Annotated in this window: 18 protein-coding genes; 5 read left to right on the top strand and 13 right to left on the bottom strand. The window is 71.6% G+C overall.

Annotated elements, in window-relative coordinates:
- Nucleotides 1-3: 3 nt before the first annotated feature.
- From PIR02_13810 to PIR02_13780, 7 genes are read right to left on the bottom strand one after another with little or no spacing between them, the layout of a single operon-like run.
- Nucleotides 4-1023: a P1 family peptidase gene (locus PIR02_13810; GenBank protein ID WZH35838.1), complete on the bottom strand. Its 1020-nt coding sequence runs from the start codon at nucleotides 1021-1023 to the stop codon at nucleotides 4-6.
- The gene (locus PIR02_13805) at nucleotides 1020-1781 is read right to left on the bottom strand and encodes an ATP-binding cassette domain-containing protein (protein ID WZH35837.1); all 762 of its coding nucleotides are present in this window, start codon (nucleotides 1779-1781) and stop codon (nucleotides 1020-1022) included. Before PIR02_13805 ends, PIR02_13810 begins: the two co-directional genes overlap by 4 nt.
- Entirely contained in the window at nucleotides 1778-2755 is a 978-nt protein-coding gene (locus PIR02_13800) for an ABC transporter ATP-binding protein (GenBank protein WZH35836.1), read from the bottom strand. The genes PIR02_13805 and PIR02_13800 overlap by 4 nt, the downstream gene beginning before the upstream one ends.
- A complete protein-coding gene (locus PIR02_13795) occupies nucleotides 2752-3636 on the bottom strand; it encodes an ABC transporter permease (GenBank protein WZH35835.1) in 885 nt (294 codons plus the stop codon). Before PIR02_13795 ends, PIR02_13800 begins: the two co-directional genes overlap by 4 nt.
- The gene (locus tag PIR02_13790) at nucleotides 3633-4598 is read right to left on the bottom strand and encodes an ABC transporter permease (protein WZH35834.1); all 966 of its coding nucleotides are present in this window, start codon (nucleotides 4596-4598) and stop codon (nucleotides 3633-3635) included. The genes PIR02_13795 and PIR02_13790 overlap by 4 nt, the downstream gene beginning before the upstream one ends.
- Before the next feature lies 1 nt (nucleotide 4599).
- The gene (locus tag PIR02_13785) at nucleotides 4600-6210 is read right to left on the bottom strand and encodes an ABC transporter substrate-binding protein (GenBank protein ID WZH35833.1); all 1611 of its coding nucleotides are present in this window, start codon (nucleotides 6208-6210) and stop codon (nucleotides 4600-4602) included.
- A 31-nt stretch (nucleotides 6211-6241) separates the two neighbouring features.
- A complete protein-coding gene (locus tag PIR02_13780) occupies nucleotides 6242-8287 on the bottom strand; it encodes a primary-amine oxidase (GenBank protein ID WZH35832.1) in 2046 nt (681 codons plus the stop codon).
- A 132-nt stretch (nucleotides 8288-8419) separates the two neighbouring features.
- Here PIR02_13780 and PIR02_13775 point away from each other — a divergent pair, with 132 nt between their 5' ends.
- Together PIR02_13775 and PIR02_13770 are read left to right on the top strand one after the other, a co-directional pair.
- Complete coding sequence (locus tag PIR02_13775; protein ID WZH35831.1) at nucleotides 8420-9442, top strand: LacI family DNA-binding transcriptional regulator; 1023 nt, start codon at nucleotides 8420-8422, stop codon at nucleotides 9440-9442.
- Entirely contained in the window at nucleotides 9439-10593 is a 1155-nt protein-coding gene (locus PIR02_13770; GenBank protein ID WZH35830.1) for a CoA transferase, read from the top strand. The genes PIR02_13775 and PIR02_13770 overlap by 4 nt, the downstream gene beginning before the upstream one ends.
- Here the strand turns inward: PIR02_13770 and PIR02_13765 are convergent.
- Nucleotides 10583-11941 carry a PucR family transcriptional regulator ligand-binding domain-containing protein gene (locus PIR02_13765; GenBank protein WZH35829.1) on the bottom strand — a complete coding sequence of 453 codons (1359 nt, stop codon included), beginning with the start codon at nucleotides 11939-11941 and terminating at the stop codon, nucleotides 10583-10585. The two genes, PIR02_13770 and PIR02_13765, sit on opposite strands and share 11 nt — an antisense overlap.
- Nucleotides 11942-12029: 88 nt before the next feature.
- On the opposite strand from PIR02_13765, the gene gabT reads away from it, so the two are divergent.
- From gabT to PIR02_13750, 3 genes are read left to right on the top strand one after another with little or no spacing between them, the layout of a single operon-like run.
- Nucleotides 12030-13364, top strand: coding sequence for a 4-aminobutyrate--2-oxoglutarate transaminase (gabT, locus tag PIR02_13760; protein ID WZH35828.1), 1335 nt, complete (start codon nucleotides 12030-12032; stop codon nucleotides 13362-13364).
- Nucleotides 13361-14545 (top strand): acyl-CoA dehydrogenase family protein, encoded by a 1185-nt coding sequence (locus PIR02_13755; protein WZH35827.1) that lies wholly within the window; start codon nucleotides 13361-13363, stop codon nucleotides 14543-14545. Before gabT ends, PIR02_13755 begins: the two co-directional genes overlap by 4 nt.
- Nucleotides 14542-15993: an aldehyde dehydrogenase family protein gene (locus PIR02_13750; protein ID WZH35826.1), complete on the top strand. Its 1452-nt coding sequence runs from the start codon at nucleotides 14542-14544 to the stop codon at nucleotides 15991-15993. Before PIR02_13755 ends, PIR02_13750 begins: the two co-directional genes overlap by 4 nt.
- A gap of 85 nt (nucleotides 15994-16078) precedes the next feature.
- Here the strand turns inward: PIR02_13750 and PIR02_13745 are convergent, their stop codons facing one another.
- The 5 genes from PIR02_13745 to PIR02_13725 form a co-directional block, all read right to left on the bottom strand.
- The gene (locus PIR02_13745; GenBank protein WZH35825.1) at nucleotides 16079-16921 is read right to left on the bottom strand and encodes a hypothetical protein; all 843 of its coding nucleotides are present in this window, start codon (nucleotides 16919-16921) and stop codon (nucleotides 16079-16081) included.
- Nucleotides 16918-17583, bottom strand: coding sequence for a response regulator transcription factor (locus tag PIR02_13740; GenBank protein ID WZH35824.1), 666 nt, complete (start codon nucleotides 17581-17583; stop codon nucleotides 16918-16920). Before PIR02_13740 ends, PIR02_13745 begins: the two co-directional genes overlap by 4 nt.
- A complete protein-coding gene (locus PIR02_13735; GenBank protein ID WZH35823.1) occupies nucleotides 17571-18905 on the bottom strand; it encodes a histidine kinase in 1335 nt (444 codons plus the stop codon). The genes PIR02_13740 and PIR02_13735 overlap by 13 nt, the downstream gene beginning before the upstream one ends.
- Nucleotides 18906-19038: 133 nt before the next feature.
- Nucleotides 19039-20256 carry a substrate-binding domain-containing protein gene (locus PIR02_13730; GenBank protein ID WZH35822.1) on the bottom strand — a complete coding sequence of 406 codons (1218 nt, stop codon included), beginning with the start codon at nucleotides 20254-20256 and terminating at the stop codon, nucleotides 19039-19041.
- Between the two features lie 56 nt (nucleotides 20257-20312).
- The gene (locus PIR02_13725; protein WZH35821.1) at nucleotides 20313-23840 is read right to left on the bottom strand and encodes an efflux RND transporter permease subunit; all 3528 of its coding nucleotides are present in this window, start codon (nucleotides 23838-23840) and stop codon (nucleotides 20313-20315) included.
- Between the last annotated feature and the right edge of the window lie 148 nt (nucleotides 23841-23988).

The raw sequence follows: 23988 nt of genomic DNA, 5'->3' as shown, positions 1-23988 counted from the left end.
CGCTCAGCCCGCCGCGCAGAGGATCGCGTCCCACGCCGTCTCCCCGGCGAGGGTGGCGACGGCTGTGGGGTTCAGCGACAGCCGGCCCCGTGAGGTCGCCGGATCGACGGGCAGATCGACCTCGTCGGTGGTGAGGGCGAACAACGTGTCGCCGTCCATCGAGGTGTGGAAGGGCTGGATGCCACGGTGCATCGAGCTGTGCACCTGGAGCGCGAACTGCTGGAGATCGGTGTCGCTCAAGCGCACGTTCGTCACCACCGCGGTGATGGTCGTGTTCCCCGACACCGGGGCCACCAGCCGCGCCTCGGCGATCGCCTCCTCGTAGTCGGAGGAGGGATGCCGGCGCTCGCCCGTGCGCTCGTCGTAGTTGCCGCGGACGATCCGCCCGTCGCGGTCGACGATCACGCCGTACGGGTTCAGCACTGTGACGACCAGGACTTTCACATCACCGACCTGCCGGAACGCCGCCCCCTGGCCGGTGAACTCCACCCGCGCCGGGTCGACCTTCCCCGCCGAGGCCGAGGCTCCGCCGCCCACTCGGCCCACCTCGACGACTCCCGGACGAGCTGCGGCGAAGGCGGCCCGGCCGAGAGCGGCATCCGGGAACACGCCGTTCTCGCGCACGGAGTAGTCGTAGATGATGGCTCCCGACACCAGCTGCAGCTCGTCGAAGCCGGCCCGATGACCCACGACGTCGAAGAGAGCCTCGGACACCCCGGCGACCGCCGACAAGCCGTACACCGAGCCACCCGCGAGACAGATCGCATGATTGAACCCGTACAGTCCGCTCGCGCCGACCGCTCCGCCGCGGCGGTCCGCGTAGGTGCGGGCCCCCGACGGGATCGATAGCACCGTCGCCCCCGTCGGCCCCTCCGCGTACTCGGCCGTGCCGACGAGCACCCCCGGGAAGTCGTAGGAGATCTGACCGCGGTCGACGCCGTGCGCCGCCTGGAGGGCGAAGTCGGCGTTGGACAGGCGGGCACCGTGCGCCCGTACGGGTGCGAGACGGGGAGAAGGGGTCATGACGAGAGCTCCTGGAACAGGTGACGCGAGTAGGGATGAGCGGGTGAGTCGTAGAAGACGCTCGTCGGGGCGAGCTCCACGATCCGACCGAGCCGCATGACGGCGACGCGGTGGGAGATGTAGCGGACCGCGGCGAGATCGTGAGAGATGAACAGCGCCGCGAAGGCATGTTCTCGCTGCAGGTCCTGCACGAGATTCAGGATCTGTGCCTGCACCGAGACATCGAGCGCGCTGACCGCCTCATCGAACACCACGAAGGCGGGGCGTGTGACGAGAGCGCGCGCGACGCTCACGCGCTGCAGTTGGCCTCCGGAGAGCTGATGCGGGCGCCGTTCATCGAAGGACGCGGGCAGGCCCACGGCGTCGAGCATCTGCCGCGCCCGCGCCACCACGGTCGGAGAGCGGCGTTCGTGCACGAGCAGAGGTTCGAGGACGGCGTCGATCACGCTCGAGCGGGGATCGATGGCCCAGCGCGGATGCTGCAGGACCGCCTGGATGCGCCCCGCCCGGCTGCGCAGGTCGCGCGCGAGCGGCGCTCCCTCGAAACGGACGGCGCCCGCATCGGGGCGCTGGAGACCCAGGACGACCGCGCCGGTGGTGGATTTGCCGGACCCCGACTCGCCCACGAGACCGAGCGTCTCCCCCGCCGGGATGTCGAAAGAGACGCGGTCCATGGCGAGAACCGTGCGCCGTGTCGGGCCGAATCCCGAAGAGAACCGGACGGACACCTCGTCGAGGGAGACGACCGGGGCGCTCATACCGGCACCTCGGTCGTGTGCGTCGCTCCGAGGAGTTCATCGGTGCGGATGCACAGGCTCGCGCGCACGAGCGTCGGTTCCGGCCGGGAGCGGGCGCACGCCTCGATCCGCACCGGACAGCGGGGCTCGAACGCACAGCCCGTGGATTCCGCGTGCAACACCGGGGGCGCGCCGGGAATGCTCGCGAGGCGCTCCCCTTCACGGACGCGGGACGGGTCGGTTGCGGCGAGCGCGCGGGAGTAGGGGTGCACGGGCGCCCCGAGCACATCCGCGGCGCGCCCGCGTTCGACGACGCGACCGGCGTACATGACCGCGACGTCGTCGCACCATCGGGCCACGGCGGGGAGGTCGTGGCTCAGCCACAGGATGGTGGTCCCGAGCGACCGCGCCTGATCGAACATGAGACGCACCACTTCCTCGCGCACCTGCGAGTCGAGGGCGGCGGTCGGCTCGTCGGCGATGAGCAGACGCGGTCGGCGGCACAGCGCCAGCGCGATCGCGACGCGCTGGGCCATCCCTCCCCACACCTGATGCGGGAACAACCGCAGAACGCGGCCGGGATCGGTGATGCGCATGGCCTCGAGCAGGTCGACGCGCCGCGCGAGGGAGGCATCCTGGCCGGTGCTGCGCAGCACGAGCTGCAGCTGTCGACCGATGCGCATCGTGGGGTCGAGCGAACCGATGGGATCCTGGGCGACGTAGGCGAGCTCGTCGCGACGGAACCGGCGCAACGCCGGAGCGTCCAGGGCGAGCACGTCGATACCCGCTACCCGGACCTCTCCGCGGACGATCCGGGCCGACCGCGGCTGGAGCCGGCCGAGGACCGAGGCGAGCGTGGACTTGCCCGAGCCGGACTCCCCCACCAGGGCCAGAGACGAGCCCTCCGCGATCTCGAGGTCGACACCGTCGAGGGCGCGAACGGTCGGAGACCCGTCGAAGTCGAGGGCGAGATCGCGGATGGTGACGGCGCTCATGTGAGAGACCTCGTTTCGCGGGGTTCGAGGCGATCGCGCAGGCTGTCGCCGATGAGGTTGATGCAGAGGATCGCGACGACGAGCACCGCGCCCGGCACGATGAGCAGGTGCGGCGCGAAGGTCATCGCGAGCATCCCCTGCTGGATGAGGAGCCCCAGCGATGCCTCCGGCACCTGCACGCCGAAGCCGAGGAAGCTCAGCCCGCCCTCGACGAGGATCGCGACCGACAGCGCGTAGCTGGCCTGGACCACCACGGTCCCGGCGATGTTGGGCAGGAGCCGGCGGGCGAAGATGACCGGGGTGCGTACCCCGCTGATCCGCGCCGAAACGATGAAGTCGCGCTCGGCGACCGTCCGGGTCGCCACGCGGACGACCCTCGTCATGAGCGGGATCGTGATGGCGACGATGCTGATGATGGCGGCCGGTCGGCCCGGTCCCAGGAGGGCGGAGACGAGGATCGCGAGCACGAGGGCGGGGAACGCGTAGAGCACGTCGACGATGCGCATCACGAGCTCGCTCGTCGCACCGCCGAAGTACCCCGCGACCATGCCGATGAGCGTGCTGATGGCCGCGGAGCAGAGCACGGCGACGATCGAGACCACCAACGTGGTCGCGATGCCCTCGAACAGGCGTGGCAGGAACGAACGTCCGAGATTGTCGGTGCCGAGCGGCGCTGTCGGGCTCGGCGGTTCGAAGCGTCCCCCGATCGTCGCGCTCGTGGAGCCGGCGATACCGGTCAGGACGGCGACGACGGTGAGCACGACCAGCACCCCGAGGACGAGGATGGCCGTGCGCGCGAGACCGTCGAGACCGCGCCACGCTCTGAAGGTGCGGGTGCGCGCGGTGACCAGGCGCTGTGTCGCGGTGGGAGTGATGGTCATCGTCGGCTCCCCCCGGTCAGGCGCAGACGCGGATCGATGGCGTTGGAGACGAGATCGACCACGAGAGCGGTGATGATGAACACCGCGGCAGCCAAGAGGACGGCGGTCTGGATGATCCCGTAGTCGCGGCGGCCGAGAGCCGTCTGCAGGTACGACCCCATCCCCGGCACGTTGAACACGAACTCGACGATGACGGTCCCACCCAGCAGCACCGCGACGAGCGCGCCGACGATGGTCAGGATGGGCACGGCCGCGTTGCGCAGCACGTGGTGTCGCACGATGAACATCGGTGTCTCTCCTCGCGCGACGCTCGCGTTCACGTGCGGGTCGATGAGCACGTTCAGCACCGCGTCGCGGGTGTTGCGGGCGACCACCGCGACGCATCCCACGGACAGGACGACGATGGGCAGGACCAGCGCGCCGAAGAAGCGGGCTGGGTCCTCGGCGAACGAGGAGTACTGCCCGACCGAGATGCCCAGCCCCAGGGTCGACACGGCGAACACCAGGAGCCCGGCGAGCAGGAATTCCGGAACGCTGATGCCCAGGGCGCTCACGAACCTTCCCGCGGCACCCGCGGAACCCTCGGCGCGCAGCGCCGACACGAACCCGAGAGGGATGCCGACGAGCAGGGTGACCACCACGGTGATCGCCGCGATGGTCGCGGTGACGGGCAGGCGAGCGGCGAACTCGTCGGTCACCGACACGTTCGAGACGAAGGAGTACCCGAGATCGCCCGTGAGGACGCCGCCGATCCAGCGGAAGTACTGCTCGGGGAGGGGCAGATCCAATCCCGACGCGGCCACGGCCTGGGCCCGCTGCGCCTCGGTGGCGAGCGGACCCAGGACGAGGTCGGTGTAGTCACCGGGCATCAACCGCACGGAGGCGAAGATGAGCACGGAGACCCCCACGAGCGTGGCGAGGGCCGCCAGCACCCGTCGGATCGACCAGAGGACGACGGTCATGTCAGCCGACGCGGAACTCGGTGATGTGCCGCAGCACGTTGCCGTACCCCTCGTCGGCGGCGAGGGTGGGGCTGAGCTCGGCCGTGTTCCAGCCGATCGTCGAGGGCCGCAGCACCAGCGGCACCATCTCGCTCTGCTGGTCGGCCAGGTCGCACACCTCGGCGAGCGCGGCCGCACGGTCGCTCCCCGCCGGCGTCGATGCACCCGCGGCGATGGCGGCGTTCAGCTCCGGCGAGCCGGTCATGTACACGGAGGAGAACCCCGCGAGCGACGGGTTCCACCAGGTCGTGACCATGGCGGGATCGGCGTAGCCGGCGAACCAGCTGAGAGCGAGGTCGAAGTCGGACGGGTCGGCGTACACCTTGCCGGAATACGTGGCGTAGTCGACCTGCTCGATCGAGACCTTCACGCCGATCTCGGCGAGGTTCTGCTGGATGACCTGCGCGATCTGCGCGAGAACGGGTTCGTCGGTGTAGACGAGCAGGTTCAGGTCGAGTCCGCCGACGGCGTCGATGGCGCTCTTGGCCGCGGCGACGTCGCGCATCGACGACGCCAGTCCCGACGGATCGCACGCGTCGGGGAGCCCTGCCGGGGTGACGCCGGTCACGGCCGTCGACCCGCCGAAGACGAGCGCGTTGATCGCCTCGCGGTCGATCGCCTCGTTCACCGCGAAACGCACCTTCTCGTCCGCGAGCGCCGGGTCTCCTCCGATCGAATTGATCATCAGGTAGTGGAAGTCGGTGTTGCGCTGCGTCGCGACACGCACGTCGGCGGCCCCCGCCAGCAGGGAGGCGGAGTCGGTGGAGTTGAGGACGGCGAGGTCGGCCGACCCGTCGCGCAGGGCGGCGGCTCGCGTCGCCTCGTCCCCGACGATGTCCACCGTCAGGGTGGAGAACCCCAGGGTGGCGGCATCCGGGTGGTGTTCGTTGGGAACGAACGTCCACTGCTCGTCCTGGCGGTGGGCGGAGGCGACGAGCGGACCGGTGCCGAGCATCTCGGTCGCGATGTCGACCGTGCCGGCCTCCATCTCGGCGATCGGCAGGATCGCGGCCGGGGTGTTCGCGAGGGCGGCCAGGAACGGGGTGTACGGCTCCGAGAGCGTCACGGTGACCTCGCGGTCGCCGGTCGCCTCGATTGAGGAGATCGGCCCGAGCTGGCCGGTCCAGGTCACCGGGGTGTCGCGCAGGCGCTGGAGACTGCCGACGACATCGGCGGCGGTCATCGCCCGCCCGTTGGAGAACACGGCGTCGTCCGCGAGGGTGAAGACGTATTCGGTGTCGGACGGCGTCTCCCACGAGGTGGCCAGCCCGGGGGCGACCGCGAGGTTCTCGTCGATGGTCGTCAGGGTCTCGTACACGAGCCCCTCGAGCATCCACGACCGTGCGGTCGCGGCGCTCTGCGGATCCAATCCGCCGGCTTCGGCGGTGTCGTAGTCCACCTGGACGACGAGCTCTCCCCCGGCGGGGGCGGAGGCGTCGGCCACGGCGAGGAAGCCCGGGGAGACTTCCTCCGAGGTGGCGGCGGGGGCGGGACCGGACGCTCCGGTGCACCCGGTCAGGGCGAGCAGGGCGATCGCGGCGACCGCGCCTCCCGCGAGTGTGCGTGTTCTCATGGCGGTTCCTCTCGAGGTGCCGGCCCGCGGATCAGGGTGCGGGGCTCGACGGCGAAACGGGGAGGTGGTGCGAGTGATGCGAGTGGGGCGGGTGGTGCGGGGTCGTCTGGTGGGCGGGCGCCTCGTGGGCGCACGCGCAGGACGACGCGGACGCCGGGACGTCCAGGGTCGGGTTCCGGTCGAAGAAGTCGTGCGGGGTGAGGACGAAGCCGCAGGAATCGACCGGCATGATCGGCCAGTCCTCCAGGCGGGGGAAGTGCGTGAGGCCGAAGGTGTGCCACAGCACGAGATCGGCCGGCTCCAGCGACGCATCGTCGGCGATGAAGGCAGGAAGGCCCTGCTCGCCGGCGCTCTGGTTCACGATCGCGCCGGCGGGGTACCGCTCCTCGGGGTCGTAGGCGGTGACCCACAGGTCCGAGGTCGCGAAGCGGGCGCGGGACGCGATCACGGACTCGGGATGCGCCTGCAGGACGGGCCTCCCCTCGGGCCGGAGCACGTACGACACGGGGCGTCCGAAGCGATTCGTCGCGCCCGCACTGCTGACCCGCCATGTGCGGTCGACGGCGGCGTCGGCTCGGCGGACGGCGTCGCTCTCTCGGGCGAGACGCGTCGAACGGAAGCCGATGGCGGTGCCGTGCGGGTTGCCGTCGTCGATCGGAACGGTCGCGACGTCGATCTCGTCGATCACGGCCGGCCCCTCGTCCACCGCCATGTCCAGTCGGGCGCAGAAGAGGTGCTGGTGGTACGGAGCGGCCAGACCCGGCGCGAGCTCGCTCGCGAACCGGGCCGTGCGCTCGTCGTAGGCCGCGGTGAAGACCAGCCCCGTCGCCTTCGCCTCGAAGGCGATCTTCCCGTCGAGGTACAGGTACCAGTAGAAGCCGTAGTCGTAATTGCCGACCGTGACGAAGAACGACACCACGAGGCGCCGCTGGCGGCGGACGTCGCTCGTGCCGGTGAACTGCTCGGTGTGCTTCCACAGCACCCCCGCGTCTTCCTCGTGGATGCAGATGGCGTTCGCCAAGACCTTCACGTCGCCTCGCGCATCGGCGATCGGGACGTCCAGATAGGTGATGTCACCGACGCAGTCGCATCCGAGTTCGAGACTGTTCACCAGGCGCCCCAGGAGGTACTCACCCGTGTCGAAGTAGTTCTGCCAGAAACGCACGGGGCCCGGATCGCCGTAGGGCACGAGCATCTCCGCGATCGAGGCGCGGTGGACGACGGGGCGGGTCCGACCGGCATCCTCGAACCCGATCCCGTGGAGGACGAGTCCTTCGCGCATGTCGTATCCGATACGCAGCGACCACTTCTCCCAGGTCAGGACGTCGCCCTCGAAGGAGAAGCTCGGCCCCTCGGGCTGCTGGATCACGATGGGACGCTGGGTGGTGCGCTCTGGGCCGAAGGTGCCCGGGATGTGGTAATCGGCGCTCTCCTGCGGGATCGGCATGACGCCGACATCGATCACCTGCGCGACGCGACGGGCGCCGAGATCGACATAGGCCACGAGTCCGTCGATCGGATGGGCCCACGGCATCGTCTGCGGGGTGGGCTGATGATGGGCGAGCACGCGGGCGAGCCGGCGGCCCTCCTCCCCCTCGATCGGGTACCGGCCAGCCGAGAGACCCGCCAGCGCGACCGTGGCGGGATCGGTGATCCCGCGCAGGCGGAGGGCGGCGAGCCACTCGTCGTCGACGGCGAGCAGGTCGCGGATGACGGCGTGCTCCTCCTGCAGCAGCGGCACCTGTCCGCTGACCTCGTGCTCGATGGGCGCGTCGGAGGCGAGCGTGCCCGCATCGAGGTCGACCGAGATGTCACGGGCGAGACCGGTGCCCACGTCGAGCAGATGCACGCGAGCCCTGCGGGCCACGGGCCGCCCCGCCTCGACCTCGCGTCGATCGGGCTCGTCGAGACCCAGGTAGGCAATGCGGTGGTCGGCGTCGAGGGCACCGTTCGCGCGCAGGATCTCGGCGGCGCGGCGCAGCTCCCCCTCGGAGAGCGTCGCGTACGCGGCGCCGGACTCGTCGCCGAGTCGGCGCGAGCGCGAGGTGTGCGGGGTCGGGGTGCAGGTGCAGGTCATCGCATCTCCAGTCGGGCGGCAGCAGTCGTGCCGGAACGTTCCGGCAAAAGTATGCGAGAGACCTGTTTCGGCACAAGACCCGAAATGTTTCGAGGAGATGACGCTCCCGGCGGTGTGGTTAGACTCTGCGGCATGCACGAGACCGGCCGAGCGCGCCTGATCGATGTCGCCCGCCGCGCCGGGGTCGGCAAGACCACGGCGTCGGACGCTCTCAGCGGAAGCGGTCGCGTCTCCCCCGCGACGCGCGAAGCCGTCCTCGCCGCCGCAGCCGCCCTCGGCTACACCGCCAACACCGCCGCGCGGCAGCTGCGCAGCGGCTCCGTGGGGACCATCGGCATCGTGCTCCCCGAGGTGGTGTCGCGCTCGTCGTACTACATGGCGTTCACGTTCGGCATCGTCACCCACGCCGCCGCACACGACGTCGACGTCACGATCGTGAGCCCGTCGGTCTCATCGGGCCGTTCACGCCCGTTGCGTGCCGACGGCCTCGTCATCGGCGACCCGCTCGCGGGAGACCCCGCCCTCCCCGCGCTGTTCGCCTCGGGCATCCCGATCGTGACCCAGGAGCACCTGCCCGCCGAGGTCGAGGGAGACCCGGTCGGCGTGGTGTGGTCGTCGCACGAGACCGCGATGCTGCGTCTCTTCGACGAGATCGATCGCACCGGCGCACGCCACCCCGCCCTCCTCGTCGCGCCGGACTCCTCCGACTGGGGGCGGCAGCTGGTCGCCGGCTACCGCCGCGCCTGCGACGAGCGCGGGCTCGACCCTGCGCTCGCGGCGGTGTCCTTCGAAGCGCCGTGGGTCGAGATCCGCAGCCGCACGGAGCGTCTGCTCGACGAACGCCCCGAGACCGACGTCATCGTCTGCGGGCCCGACTCGAGCGCGATCGAGGTGGTCGCCACCCTCGAACGGCTCGGCCGGACGGTCGGCGACGACATCACGGTCGTCTCGTGCGTCGACCACCCCTCGCTGCCGTTCCTGCGCCCCGCGATCACCTCGATCGACCTGCGCCCGCGCGCCTCGGGCGTGGCCTGCGCCGCCCTCCTGCTCGACGTCCTCGAGGGCCGCAAGCCCCGCGGGACCGACGTCGAGTTCCCCATCGACGTCGTGGCGCGCGCCTCGACCGCGCACGCCCTGGCGGGGGTGCACGCGTGAGCGCTCCCCTCGAGGGCGTGGTCGTCGCCGATTTCTCCCGCGTGCTCGCGGGACCCCTGGCCACGATGATGCTCGCCGATCTCGGCGCACGGGTGGTCAAGATCGAGCGCCCCGGAAGCGGCGACGACACCCGCGCATGGGGCCCTCCCTACGCGTCGTCGGGCATGACCACGTACTTCGAGGCCGCCAACCGCGGGAAGTCCTCCGTCGCGCTCGACCTCACCCTTCCGGACGACCGTGCGCGCGCAGAGCAGCTCATCGCGCGCAGCGACGTCGTCATCGAGAACTTCCGGCCCGGTCAGTTCGCACGACTCGGTTTCGACTGGGCGACACTGTCCGAGCGGCATCCGCGCCTCGTCTACGCCTCGGTGAGCGGCTTCGGACTCGACGGCGGAGCCGAACTCCCCGGCTACGACTTCGTCGCTCAAGCGGTCGGCGGCCTGATGCACATCACCGGAGATCACGACGGCGCCGCGATGAAGGCCGGCGTCGCCCTCGTCGACGTGCTCACCGGCAAGGACGCGGTGATCGGCATCCTCGCCGCGTTGCGTCGTCGAGAACTCACCGGGCGCGGCTCGCGGATCGACGTGAACCTGCTCTCGAGCCTCCAGGCCGCTCTGGTCAACCAGGTCTCGGCCCACCTCGGTGCCGGCACCGAGCCGGTGCGACTGGGAAACCGGCATCCCTCCATCGCCCCGTACGAGGTCCTTCATTGCGGCGACGGACCCCTCGCCGTGGCGTGCGGCAACGACGCGCAGTTCCGACGCATGACCGAGGTGCTCGGTGTCGGCCATCTCGCCGAGCACGAGGCGTTCGCGACGAACGCGGCGCGGGTGGGCCATCGCGACGACCTCGCCGTCGCCCTCGAAGAACCGCTGGCGCGCGACACCGCCGCCGCGTGGGCCGAACGCCTCAACGCCGTCGGCGTCGCCGCGGGCGTGGTCAACACCATCGGCGAGGGGCTCGCCCTCGCCTCGCGCCTGGGACTCGACCCCGTCTACGAGACGACCGGCGCCGACGGGCGCACGTCGCGGCAGGTGCGCTCGCCCATCGCGTGGTCACCCCCGGTGCCGAGCGCCGCGTCTGCTCCCCCACGACTCGGCGAGCACACCGACGACGTCTTCGCGTGGCTGGCGGGCGTCAGCGGCTGACCCGACGCAGCCTCATCCACAGTTCCGCGGCGACGTCAGGGTCGGTCAGGACGACGCCCATCGCTCGCTCGGCGGCGGCGATCCGCTGGCGGGCGGTGTTGCGGTGCACCCCGAGAGCGCGCGCGGTCTGCTCCACGCGCAGCCCTCCGGCCAGGTGCGCGCGGACCGCGTCACGCAGACCCGGCGTCGGTGCGAGGGCGCCGAGCCAGACGCCGGCGCGGTCGGCGGGCTCGACGACCGCGGGCACGGCACCCGCGTCGTCGGCGAGGGAGGCGAACCAGAGCGCGAGAGCGCGGTCGGCCGCCGCGGGGACGTCTTCCCAGGCGACGGGTGCGCCGACCGCGCCCGCCGTCGGCACGTCGTCGCCGGAACGCAGCGCGATGCGCCGGGACCCGTCGACGACCGAGAGCGGCAGCGGCTCCGTCGCGAGGTCGCCGATGTGCACGCGCACGACGGGAGGCAGCTCGATTCCGCTGGAGTGAGCCAGCGCACGGGCTGCGTCGGCGCGCCCGTCCAGAGCGAGACGCACGATCCACGGTCCGGCGGATGAAGGCCCGATGGCGGGAGGGGGCGCCGCGAGGGAGCGCAGCAGAGCGATCGCCGTGCGGGCGAGCTGGCGATCGGCGGGGGTGAGCGGGCGGCCCGCGCCGATGGCCAGAGCGCCGACCCGGCCCGATCCGTTCGTGACGGGCAACGCCAGCGCGACCGAGCCGTGTGCCGAGAACGACGCCGCGCCCGCTCCGGAGCGCCCCAGCGACGCGTCGATGTCGGCGACGACCGAGGGCAGGAGGCCCGCGAGCGCCGGCGGATGCAGGAGCGCCGCGTCGTGGCTCGGGGCCGCGGGGACCCACGCAGCCCACCCCCCGACGGCTTCGGCGATCGCCCTCACGACACCGGCCTTGCCGTCGTCTCCCGCCGCCGCTTCGGCGAGTCGCGTGTGTGCGGACGCGGCGCGGATCCCCGCGTCGCGCTCGACTCGGCGCTCCAGGGTGACGAGCGCCCGCGACACGTCGAGGAACGGCACACCGTCGGGTACGACGAACAGAGGCACCCCGGCGCGCGCGCACCGGTCCGCGAAGCCCGGCGGCGGGGCGTCCCACCCCTCACCGAGACCCAAGCCCAGCGCCCCGACGTCGTGAGCGGCGAGGGATGCCACGTACCCCTCGTCGCTCTCGCGACCGGTGAGAGGGATGCCGGTGGTCAGCAGCAGTTCCCCGCCGGCGAGGTAACGCCCGGGGCCGGCCAGCTCCGACACGTGGACTCCGCTGACCAGGCGCGACGGCGGGAAGGGGGTCACGGGAACGAGGGCGTGTCCGGCCGCCTCGGCCAGGGCGGAAAGGGTGGGCATCGGCCTATTGTGCATCATGCACAGGAGAGGAACGCACCCCGAGCGAAGTGCCCTCCCCGGCTGAGGGATGGCGCCGTACAGTCGGCGCATGACCGTTCCCCGCCTCGTCACCGAGATTCCCGGACCTCTCTCGCGTCGCCTGCACGACGAACGGACACAGGCTGTGCCGTCCGGATTCGGCGTCACCCTGCCCGTGTTCGTCGCCCGTGCCACCTCGTCGACCCTCGAGGACGTCGATGGCAACGAGCTGATCGACCTCGCCTCGGGCATCGCCGTGACCAGCGTCGGCGCGGCGAACCCGCGTGTGGCCGAGCGCGTCGCCGCTCAGGCGGAGCGCGTGACCCACACCTGCTTCATGGTCACCGAGTACGAGGGATACGTCCGCGTCGCGCAGTGGCTCAACGCGCACACCCCCGGCGCGCACGACAAGCGCACCGGCCTGTTCACCACGGGCGCCGAGGCTGTCGAGAACGCGGTGAAGATCGCCCGCGCGCACACCGGACGGGCCGGCATCCTCGTCGTCGACGAGGCCTACCACGGACGGTCGCTGCTCACCCTCGGCATGACCGCGAAGGAGCACCCGTACAAGACCTCGTTCGGGCCGTTCCCAGACGACATCGTCCGCCTGCCCAACGCGAACCCCCTGCGCGGACGCCCCGTCGCCGAGGTGCTGAACGAGATCGAGAGGCTGCTCGACGAGCACGGCGCCTCGACGTTCGCCGCGCTGGTGGTGGAACCGATCCAGGGCGAAGGCGGCTTCGTCGTCCCCGCTCCCGGCTTCCTGCCCGGGCTTCGCGAGATCGCCGACCGGCACGGCATCCTGCTCGTGATCGACGAGATCCAGAGCGGGCTCGGACGGACGGGCCGGCTGTTCGCAAGCGAGCACGAGGGCGTCGTGGCCGATCTCCTCCTGACGGCGAAGGCCCTCGGCGGCGGGCTCCCCCTGAGCGCGGTGACGGGACGGGCGGAGATCATGGATGCCGTGCACCCCGGCGGGCTGGGCGGCACCTACGCCGGAAACCCCGTCGCGTGCGAGGCCGCCCTCGCGGTGTTCGAGGTGCTCGATGACCCCGAGCTCCTCCCGCGCGTCGAACGGATCGAGCGCGCCGTGCGCGCGCGCCTGGAGCCCCTCGTCGACGAGATCCCCGTCGTGGCAGAGGTCCGCGGACGCGGGGCGATGATGGCGATCGAGTTCGCCGATCCCGGCACCCTGGCCCCTCGCCCCGATCTGGCGCAGCGCATCTCCGCCGCGTGCCACGCGGCCGGCGTCCTGACCCTCACGTGCGGCACGTACGGCAACGTCATCCGGCTGCTGCCGCCCTTGGTCATCGAGGAGGGGATCCTCGATACGGGCCTGCGTATCCTGGCCGACGCGGTCCGGACCGCGACGGCGACCCTGACGACGACGGAGGATGCCGCATGAGCACCGTTCCCGACCTGCTCGACTTCGACGATCTCCTCGACGACGACGAACGCGAGGTCCGCGCCCGCGTGCGGAGCTTCGTCGAGGAGCGCGTGAAGCCCTCGATCGCCGACTGGTACGACCGCGCGCACTTCCCGGTCGAACTGGTGCCGGAGCTCGCCGCGCTCGGTGTGCTCGGTATGCACCTCGACGGATACGGCTGCCCCGGACGCAGCCCCGTCGAGTACGGCCTGGCCGCCATGGAGCTCGAGGCGGGCGACTCGGGCCTGCGCACATTCGTCTCGGTGCAGGGCTCACTCGCGATGAGCGCCATCCACAAGCACGGCAGCGAGGAACAGAAGCAGCACTGGCTTCCGAGAATGGCGCGGGGCGAGGCGATCGGATGCTTCGGGCTCACCGAGCCGAACTCGGGTTCGGACCCGTCGAGCATGACCACGTTCGCTCGTCGCGACGGTGATGACTGGGTGCTCAACGGCACGAAGCGGTGGATCGGTCTCGCCTCGATCGCCGACATCGCCGTGGTCTGGGCGCAGACAGATGACGGCGTCCGCGGATTCCTCGTGCCCACCGACACCGCCGGCTTCACCGCGGTCCCGATCGCGCCGAAGATGTCGATGCGCGCCTCGATCCAGTGCGACATCACCCTCTCGGACGTGCGCCTTCCCGCTGACGCGCAGCTTCCCGGCGCCCGCGGTCTGCGCGCCCCCTTCTCCTGTCTGAACGAGGCCCGGTACGGCATCGGATGGGGCGTCATCGGCGCCGCGCGCGACAGCTACGAGACCGCCCTGACCTACGCGGGTCAGCGCATGCAGTTCAACCAGCCGATCGCGTCGTTCCAGCTCACCCAGAGCAAGCTCGTCGACATGGCCCTCGAGATCGAGAAGGCCCAGCTCGTCGCGCTCCGCCTGGGGCGGCTGAAGGATGCCGGCCGGCTCGCGCCGCACCAGATCTCGGTCGCCAAGCTCAGCAACACGCGCGCGGCGATCGCCGTCGCCCGGGAAGCGCGCACCATCCTCGGCGGCAACGGCGTGACCGCCGAGTATTCCCCGATGCGTCACGCCGCCAACCTGGAGTCGGTGCGGACGTACGAGGGCACCGACGAGATCCACACCCTCGTGCTCGGCGCCCACCTCACCGGCATCCCCGCCTTCCGTTCCGCCACCGATGAGGACAAGCGATGACCGACACGACTCTCCTCCAGCACCTCATCGATGGTCGGTGGGTCACGGGCCGCGGCGACGAGCTCGTCGACGTCAACCCGAGTCGTCCGTCGGACGTCGTGGCCACGGGCCCGGGTGCCGACCGCGCCGACGTCGACCGAGCGGTCGAGGCCGCCCGTACCGCTTTCCCAGGGTGGAGCCGGACCCCCGCGCGCTCGCGCGCCGCCGTGCTCCGCGGAGCCGCCGACATCGCCGCCGCGCACGCCGAGGAGTGGGGTGCCGAACTCGCGCGCGAAGAGGGCAAGACCCGCGCCGAGGCCGTCGCCGAAGTGGCGCACGGCGCGAACATCCTGCGCTATCACGCACAGGAGGTCGAACGTCTCTCCGGCGAGGTGTACGAGTCGCCCACACCGGGCGAGCGCATCCTCGTCGTCCGACGGCCCGTCGGGGTCATCGGGGCGATCACGCCGTTCAACTTCCCCTTCTCGATCCCGGCGTGGAAGCTCGCCCCGGCACTGGTCTGGGGGAACACGATCGTATGGAAGCCCGCGACGTTCGTGCCGGTCCTGGCGATGAGATTCGCGCAGGCGCTGCAGCAGGCCGGCCTCCCCGACGGCGTGCTCAACCTCGTCAACGGCACCGCGGCGGTGGGCGAGGCGATCGTGGCGCACCCCGGCGTCGACGCCGTCACCTTCACCGGATCCACGCGCGTCGGCCGTGCGATCGCGTCGCAATTGGCGGCACGCGGCATCCCGTTCCAGGGCGAACTCGGGGGCAAGAACGCCGCCCTCGTCCTCGACGACGCCGACCTCGACCTCGCCGTCGAGCAGGTCGCGATCGGCGCTTTCCGCGCGGCCGGCCAGAAGTGCACCGCGACCTCGCGTGTCATCGTGGACGAGGCCGTGGCCGACCGGTTCCTCGCGGCGCTCGCGGAACGCACCGCGACCGCTCGGGTGGGCGACGCGCTCGGCGAGGGCGTCGAGGTCGGTCCGCTCGTCGACGCGGGGGCCCGCGACAGGGTCAACGCGGCGCTCGAGAGGGCGACGACGTCTGCGCGGGCGATCGTCGCCCCGGGTCCCTACCGCGACGGGGCATTGGCCGAGGGATTCTTCGTCCCGCCGTCGGTGTTCGAAGTGCCGGAGTCGGACCCCGGCGAACTGTGGCGGGAGGAGCTTTTCGGTCCGGTCGTGGCGGTGCGACGTGTGAGGAGCGCGGCCGAGGGCTTCCGTCTCGTCAACGACAGTGAGTACGGCCTGTCGGCGGCGATCTTCACGACCGACCTCGGACGTGCCCTCGCCGCGATCGACGACGTCCGCGTGGGCGTCGTCCATGTCAACTCCGCCTCGGCCGGTGCCGACCTCCATGTGCCGTTCGGAGGGAACCGCGGCAGCGCTCTCGGCCCGAAAGAGCAGGGCCAGGTGGCCCGCGACTTCTTCACCGAGACGGCGACGGTCTACCTGCGCGGCTGATCACGCGCCCGCGCGGCGAGAACGAGGTGCCCGCCGTCGTGACCCGAGGGATCGGGGGCGACGGCGGGCACCTCGCGTGTGCTGCTCAGGACGACAGGGACACGTGGCCCAGGGCGGCCTCGACCTGCACCACCGCGGTTGCGGACCCCGAGGTGCGCAGCGAGTTGTCGACGGAGCCGACGCCATCGGTCGACACGCGATAGGTGTCGTCGGGAAGCACGATGTCAGCCGATCCCCCCGTCACCGAGACCGTCGTGCGGGAGGGCGTCGTGCCGCTCAGGTCGACCGAGAGCTCGCCACCGGCGACCTCGAACGCCGCCGTGTCGACGTCCTCGAGTTCCGTGGACGCGGAGCCGCCGGCGACGGTCAGGTTCAGGGAGCGCGCACCACCGGCGAGAGTGACCTCTCCCCCGGCCAGCTCGACGCGCAGGTCGTCGAAGGTGGCGTCGAGGTCGAGGCTGCCACCGGTGACCTGGAGCTTCGCGTCGATGTCGGTGCGAGCGAGTTCGCGCGGGAGGGTGAGCGTCGCGGAGTGACGCCCGCTCCCCCACGCCGACAGGACGCCCCGGTCGGGAGACGCGACCCGCAGCGTGTCGCCGCGCCGCTCGAACGTCCACCCGCCGGGTCCCCCGACGCGGGCCGCGAGCTCGGCGTCGGTGACGTCGCCGTAGGCGATGGTCAGCGAACCGGCTGCGAGATCCAGGTCGAGGCCGGTCAGCCCTCGGGTCGAGACCTGCGCATCGAGGCCGCGGTAGCCGCTGTCGCTGAGGGTCGCCGCCGCCGAGATCGCGGTTCCCCCCACCGTGCCCAGGAAAGCCAGCGATCCGACGACGATGGTGACGATCGAGACGGCCAGTGCCGCCGTTCGCCGGGGCGGCCGGGTGACCGGTGCGGGTGTCGAGGGGTCGAGGGGGGTCTGCGTGGTCATGAGGGAGCTCCGGGGTGGTCATGGCCCAGGTGGACCAGGGCGGCGATGACGCGACGGTTGCCCGTCTCGTCGGGCTCGAGGCCGAGCTTGGTGAAGATGGCGGTGATGTACTTCTCGACACTCGCCGGTGAGACGAAGAGCGTCTGGGCGATCGACTGGTTCGAGCGCCCCTCCGCGATGAGCGCGAGGACGGCTCGCTCGCGTTCGGTGAGGCTCTGCAGCCGCTCGTCGCGACGACGCCGGGTCAGCAGCTGCGACACGACCTCCGGGTCGAGGACGGTGGCCCCGTCGGCGATGCGTCCCACCGCCTCGAAAAAACCGCGCACGTCGGCCACCCGATCTTTGAGGAGGTAACCGAGCGAGCCCTGCCCGTCGGCGATGAGGTCGCTCGCGTACCGCTCTTCGACGTACTGCGACAGGACCAGGACGGCCAGCCCCGGATGCCGGGACCTCAGCGCGATCGCCGCGCGGATGCCCTCGTCGGTCCACGTCGGCGGCAGCCGCACATCGAGGATGCACAGATCGGGCGCGGATTCGGTGACCGCGGCCTCCAGGCCCTCGGCGTCGGGGAGGGCGGCGACGACCTCGTGACCGTCGTCGGCGAGGAGGCGAACGAGACCTTCGCGCAGGAGGACCGAGTCCTCGCAGATCACGACGCGCATGGCACGCTCACCTCGACCGTGGTGGGCCCGCCCTGCGGGCTGTCGATCCGCGCGGTGCCGCCGGCGGCGGTCACGCGATTGACGATGCCGTCGAGCCCGCCGCCGGGGACGACGCGCGCGCCTCCCAGACCGTCGTCCTCGACGCGCGCCCAGAGGGTGCCGTCCTCGCGCACGCGGACGTGCACGCGGCACGCGGTGGCCCGCGAGTGCTTCGCCGCGTTGGTCAACGCCTCCGCGATCGAGAAGTACACCGACGCTTCGGCCGGCCGGCTGCAACGCCGGGACAACCGCACGTCGAGGGTCACCGGGATGTGCGAGCGCGATGCGAGCGCGGAGAGGGCGGCATCCAGGCCCCGATCCTCGAGCACCGAGGCGTGGATGCCACGCGCCAGCTGTCGAAGCTCGGTGATGGCCGACTTGGTCGAGGCGTGCGCCTCGGCCACGAGGGCCTTCGCGGCCTCGGGGTCGTCGTCGATCTTCGTCTGCGCGAGACCGAGCGTCATGCCGATGGACACCAGCCGTGGCTGGACACCGTCGTGGAGGTCGCGTTCGATGCGCGTGCGCTCGACCTCGGCGGCGCGGACCGCCCCGGCCCGACGCGTGTCGGAGGTGCGCGCGGCCTCCTCGAGCTGCGCTTCGCGTGACGGCACGAAGATCGCGCGGACGATGACGCCGTGCAGCAGAGCGGTCCCGATGATCGCGGCGACCGCGACGATGATCGTGAGCACACCGACCACGGGCACCAGCGCCCCCTCGAAGGGGAAGATCCCGAACAGGCGCGTGTTCGACCAGCCGAACAGCGGACTCACGCTCAGTGCGACTCCCCACGCGAGGGCGCCGGCCGCGGTGACCGTGACCAGCCCGATGACGGTGGCGATGGCGAACGAGGCGACCGCGCGCCACTGAGCGGGGTCGATCGCCTGCAGCCAGATCGTGTGCAGCACGCCGACGAAACCGGAGCGGGTGCTGCGCCGCGCCCGCAGGGCGGGAAGACCGATGCCGTAGAGCCCGTCGACGCGGGCCCGCTCGAACCACGCGACACCGAAGAGCGCGTAGACGAGTCCCGCGAGGAGCACGACACCGAAAAGCAGGGCGAACAGCATGCCGACGCCGGCGCCGAGAAGCCCGAACAGCGCTCCGAAGATCGTTGGTCCCACGAGCCCGAGGGCGACGAGCTGGGCGGCTGCTCCGGCCACGCGTCCGGGCGAGGCGATGCGCACGCGCGGGCTGAGAGCGGCGGTCGAACCGGTCGAGGACGTCGAGGGCGTGTCGCCCGACGGCTCGGCCGGTGGCGGGGGCGGGAGAACGGATGCCGTGGTCATGGGTTCCACGCTAGAGCGCGGCCCCGGCGGGGACAGCCGGGTCAGCCCCCGCTGCGTTTCGGGTTTTCCCGAATTCTCGGGGCCCTTGCCACGGCTGCCGCTGCCTTCGTGGGGAGGCTTCGGCGGTTCCCTGTCAGCGCGTGCCGCCGTCCTGAAGGTCGCGCGCCCGGTCCGCCTCGGACGCGCGCACCGTGAGCGGCGACGAGACGAACGCGGGCACATCGAGGAGTCCCGCGAGCGCGCTCCCGTCGCCCTCGGGGACCTCGCCGTCGAGGAGAGCCTCGACCGCGTCGGCGGCGGCGGCGGCGAGCGCTCGCACGTCGACGATCACCGTCGCGGAGAGCGCACCGTCCCGAAGCGCGGAGACCGTGTCGTCGTCGGCTCCGGACCCGACCGCGAGCAGCGGTGCCGCGGCCGCCGCGCCGGTGGCGGAGCCCGACGGACTCGGGGTCGCGGAGGCGGACGGACTCGGGGTCGCTTCGTCCGCCGCGGGTGCCGTCAGCGCCCGCACCGTCCCGCGCGTGACAGCGTCGCCGAGAGCGAGCACCGCCGTCGGAGGGGCATCCTCGGCTCGGAGATCGTCGATCCGCTGCGCGGCCAGCGCCTCGATGTCGGCGACGTCATCCGCGACCGCCGCGGACTCCAGCGTGGCGCCCGACACGATGTCGATCGTCCCCGCGTCGGCCGCCGCCGACAAGACGTCCAGAGCCGCCCGGTGGAGCCGCCCGGTGCCCCCGTCGGCGGCGACGCCGGCGAGGACGGCGACGCGCGGCGTCGCCGCCGCGGCCATCGGTGACGTCGTCGCATCCGTGCTCGCGTCGCTGTCGCCGGACGTGGGGCCGGGCTGTTCGGCGGCGATCGCCTCTAACAGCGCCTCCGCCTGGGCGCGGCCGACCGCGTCCGAATCCGCCGTCGCCACGAAGCGGGCGCCGGGCACGTCATGGTCGAGGCCGAACACGACCACCGGCACGCCGTCATCGGCGGCCGTCTGCGCGGGCCCGGCGGCGGCGTCGCCGGCCAGCGGTGCGAGGACGATGGCGTCCGTCCCCTTCGTGAGCATGTTCTGCATCTGCGACGCCTGGGTACGCGCGTCATCCGCCGCGAACTGCAGGTCGACCCGGAAACCGCGCGCACGCAGCTCTTCGGCGAGAGCCGCTCCGGCATCGTCCCAGGTCGCATCGTCGGCGGAGGGAAGGGCGACGCCCACGACTCCGGCACCGTCGCTGCTGTCCGCCGTGTGCACGGACGTCGCCGTGCACCCGGCGAGACCCAGTACGACGGAGCCCGCGAGGACTCCGGCGAGGATGCCGGCACGGATGACGGCGCGGTGGCGCAGCGTGCGGGGGGTCACCGCTCCATCCTGCCGGATGCGGCCGCGGGCGCGCCCGCCCCGCGACCGCCGGCCGTCTACGCCTCGTGCTCTTCCGCTCGCGCCGCGCGACGCTCGGCGCGGCGAAGCGCCCGCCGGTCTCGGCCCCGCTCGACGAACGTGTACAGGGTCGGGACGAGGACGAGCGTCAACAGCGTCGACGACACCAGACCGCCGATGACCACGACGGCGAGCGGCTGCGAGATGAACACGCCTCCGCCGGTGAGCCCGAGTGACATGGGGATGAGGGCGAACACCGTCGCCGCCGCGGTCATCAGGATGGGCCGCAGACGCAGGCGCGTCCCCTGCTCGACAGCCTCCTCGAGCGGCACTCCCGCGGAGCGGAGATGCCGGATCAGATCGAGCAGCACGATGGCGTTGGTCACGACGATCCCGATGAGCATCAGCAGGCCGATCAGAGCGGGAAGCCCCAGAGGCGTTCCCGTCAGCCACAGCGCACCGATCGCCCCCGTGGCGGCGAACGGGATCGAGACGAGCAGGACGAGCGGCTCACGGAAGGTACGGAAGGTCGCCACCATCACCAGCAGCACGAGCATGATCGCGGCGAGCATCGCGATCCCCAGCTGCCCGAACGCGTCATCCCGCTCGGAGAGCGACCCGTCCTGCACGAACGACACACCCGCGGGCAGGTTCGCATCGGACGTCGCCCGGTGGATCGCGTCGCTCACCGCGTCGAGTCGACCCTCGTCGGCATCCACGGTGAGTGTGACCTGCCGCTCGCCGCCGGCGCGAGTGATCGAGGGAGCGGTGAGCTCGCGCGTCACGGTGGCCACGGCCGACAGCGGGATCGCCGTGCCCGTCACCTCGGCGGCGGCCTTCTGCGCCGCGGCGGCGGCCTCCGCGTCCTCCTGCTGCTTCTCGGCGTCGGAACGCGCTTGCTGCAGGCTCGTGATCTGCTCGTCCATGCCGGTGACGCCCGCACGGGCGCCCTCGAGCGCTTCGCGCAGACCGGCGATCTGCTGCTCCCTCTCCTGCTGGGCACGCAACGCCGCCTCCGTCTCCGGGGTGAGAGGCTGGCCGGGCTCGATCGGAGCGGTGGAGAGGGCACCGAGTTGCTTCTGCAGCTCGGGGATCTGTGCGGCGTACGCGGCGCGCTTCTCGGCGGCGTCGGCGATCTGATCGTCGACCTTCTTCTCGGCGTCCGCCTTGGCCCGGTCCGATTCCTCTTTCGCTTTCTGCTCGAGCGCGTCGAGGGCGGCCTTGCGTGCCTCGGCCGTCTGCTGAGAGGTCACCGGCAGCATGATGTCCCCCAGGGTGTCGGCCGTCGCCGCCGCTCCGGCCGTGCGAACCACCACGTCGCGTTTCTGCCCCTCCAGCGTGAGCGACCCGACCGTCACCCCCTCGAGCGCGGCGCGGATGGCCGAGGCCACGGTCGCCCGATCGAAGCCGAGGGTCGCCGCCCGGGCCTCGTCGATCGCCACCCGCATCACGGGCTGCTCACCGTCGATCTCGCTCGTGACGGCGCTGACGCCGTCCGCGCCCGCGAGCTCCTTCGCCAGCTGATCGCTCGCCGCGCGCAGCGCCCCGGCGTCGTCGCCCTGGATGCGCAGCAACACCGACTCCGCGCCGTCACCGGCGACGGCATCCTGCGACGCGATCGCCAATCGACCCGCGTCCGTCATCCCGTCGAGGACGCCCTGCACCGCTGTCTGCACCGCCGTCGTGTCGGCGTCGTCGTCGAGCAGGAGGTCGTACGTGAGCGCGTCGGCCTCCCCGCCCGCGGCCAGAGGCACCGTCGTCAGCACGGCCTTCACACCGGCGACGCCCTCGAGGGCGCGCTCGACGGGCTCAGCGGCGGCCACGGGGTCACCGCCCCCGGGCGGGGTCTGCGTCACCTGGAGGCTGCCGCGACCGGACGACCCCAGGAAGTCGGTCGGCAGGGATGCCGCCATCCCGACGGTGACGATCAACAGGACCGCCGCGACGGCGATCGACACCACGGGATGCCGTCGCGTCGACGCCAGCGCGGGCATCACCGCACGATGGAGACGATCGGGTCTCGTCGTGACCTCGTCTTCGTCGGCCGCGGTGGTGGGGATGACAGCGGTGACGTCGGGCGTGACTTCGGCCGGACGGGCCGCGACCCGTTGGAGGAACCAGTACGCACAGACGGGCACGATCGTCAGGGCCACGACCAGGGAGGCGAGGAGGGCGATCGTCATGGTCACCGCGAAGGGACGGAAGAGCTGTCCGGTCACCCCCGAGACGAAAGCGATCGGCAGGAAGACCGCCACGGTCGTCAGCGTGGATGCCGAGATCGCCCCGGCCACCTGACGCACCGAGGCGACGACCATCTCGGGAGTCAACGGGCCCGTCCCCCGCCGTCGGGTGATGTTCTCGATCACGACGATCGAGTCGTCGACGACGCGCCCGACGGCGATGGTCAGCGCACCCAGCGACAGGATGTTGAGCGAGTACCCGCTCCACCACAGCCCAATGAGGGTGATGAGCAACGAGAGGGGAATGGAGATCGCCGCGATCACGGTGGATCGCCACGATCGGAGGAAGGCGAGGATCACCAGCACGGCGAACAACAGACCGAGACCGCCCTCGACCGAGAGGTCGTGAACCGACTGCTCGATGTAGGGCGCCTTGTCGAGCACGGCGACGAACTGCGCGCCGAGTCCCGGCGCGACGCGGTCGAGCTCGCCGTTCACGGCGTGCGACAGGTCGACGAGGTTGGCATCGTTCGTGGGGAAGATCTTGAGGGTCTGCATGGTGCGGCCGTTCATGCGCGCGATCGTGGTCGCCGGCACCGTCTCGACGGAGACGTCGGCGAAATCCGAGACGAGCACGGCTCCGTCGGCCGTCGGAACCACGAGCGCCGCGATGTCGTCCACGCTCGCGGACGCGGAGCCGACCGTGATCGACACGGTGCCGTCGGCGGAGGGGGCTTGGCCCGCGGGCGTGGCATCCTCGTGGGCCTTGACGATCGCGCCCAGTGAGCTGAGGTCGATCTTCAGGCGCGTCACATCGGCGGCCCGCGGAGCGATGACGATCCGGTGCGCCTGGACCCCGGCGAGCTGAACGTCGCGCACCCCGGGGATCCCCCGCAGGCTCGGAACCACACTCTGCGACAGCCTCTGCCCGAAGGCGTCCTCGTCGCCGGTCGAGGTCGCGGTGATGATCAGCGCCGGCGTGTTGAGCGTGCCCCAGACCGCCACCTCGACGGTCGTGCCCGCAGGGAGGGCCGAGGTCAGTCCGTCGGTCGCCGCGCGGATCGACCGAACCGTCTCGTCATCGTCCGCCCCGAACGCCCACTGGGCGGTGATCTGCGCGGATCCGCTGGAGGTCGTCGAGGTGATGTCCGTCACGCCCTGCACGGTGCGGATCGCCTGCTCGATCGGCTCGGTCACGAGATCGGCCATCTCCTCGGGGGCGAGCCCCGGGGAGTCGACACTGACGGTGGCGGCGGGTGGGGTGACCGAGGGCGTCAGCTCCTGTTTGAGCGATCCCATCGCCAGAACACCGAGCACGGTGACGGCCAGGGCCACGAGGGCGACGACGAGTCTGTTATTGAGGCTGAGGCGCGAAAGAAGAGACAATCCTGCGGATCCTTCGGGTCGGTATCGCAACCCGCGTGGGGGGACCGCGGACTCGAGAGGGGTGCGCCTCGTGCGCCGGTGGCGCGAAGAGGACGCTGGGAAAGAGCAGCGGCGCCCAGGAGAGCGGCCGACTCTTCAGAATCGCATC

It is taken from the genome of Microbacterium enclense, from assembly GCA_038182865.1.
GTDB lineage: Bacteria > Actinomycetota > Actinomycetes > Actinomycetales > Microbacteriaceae > Microbacterium > Microbacterium enclense_B.
Note: the sequence above shows the minus strand (reverse complement) of the source record. Positions and strands in the feature narration are given on the sequence as shown.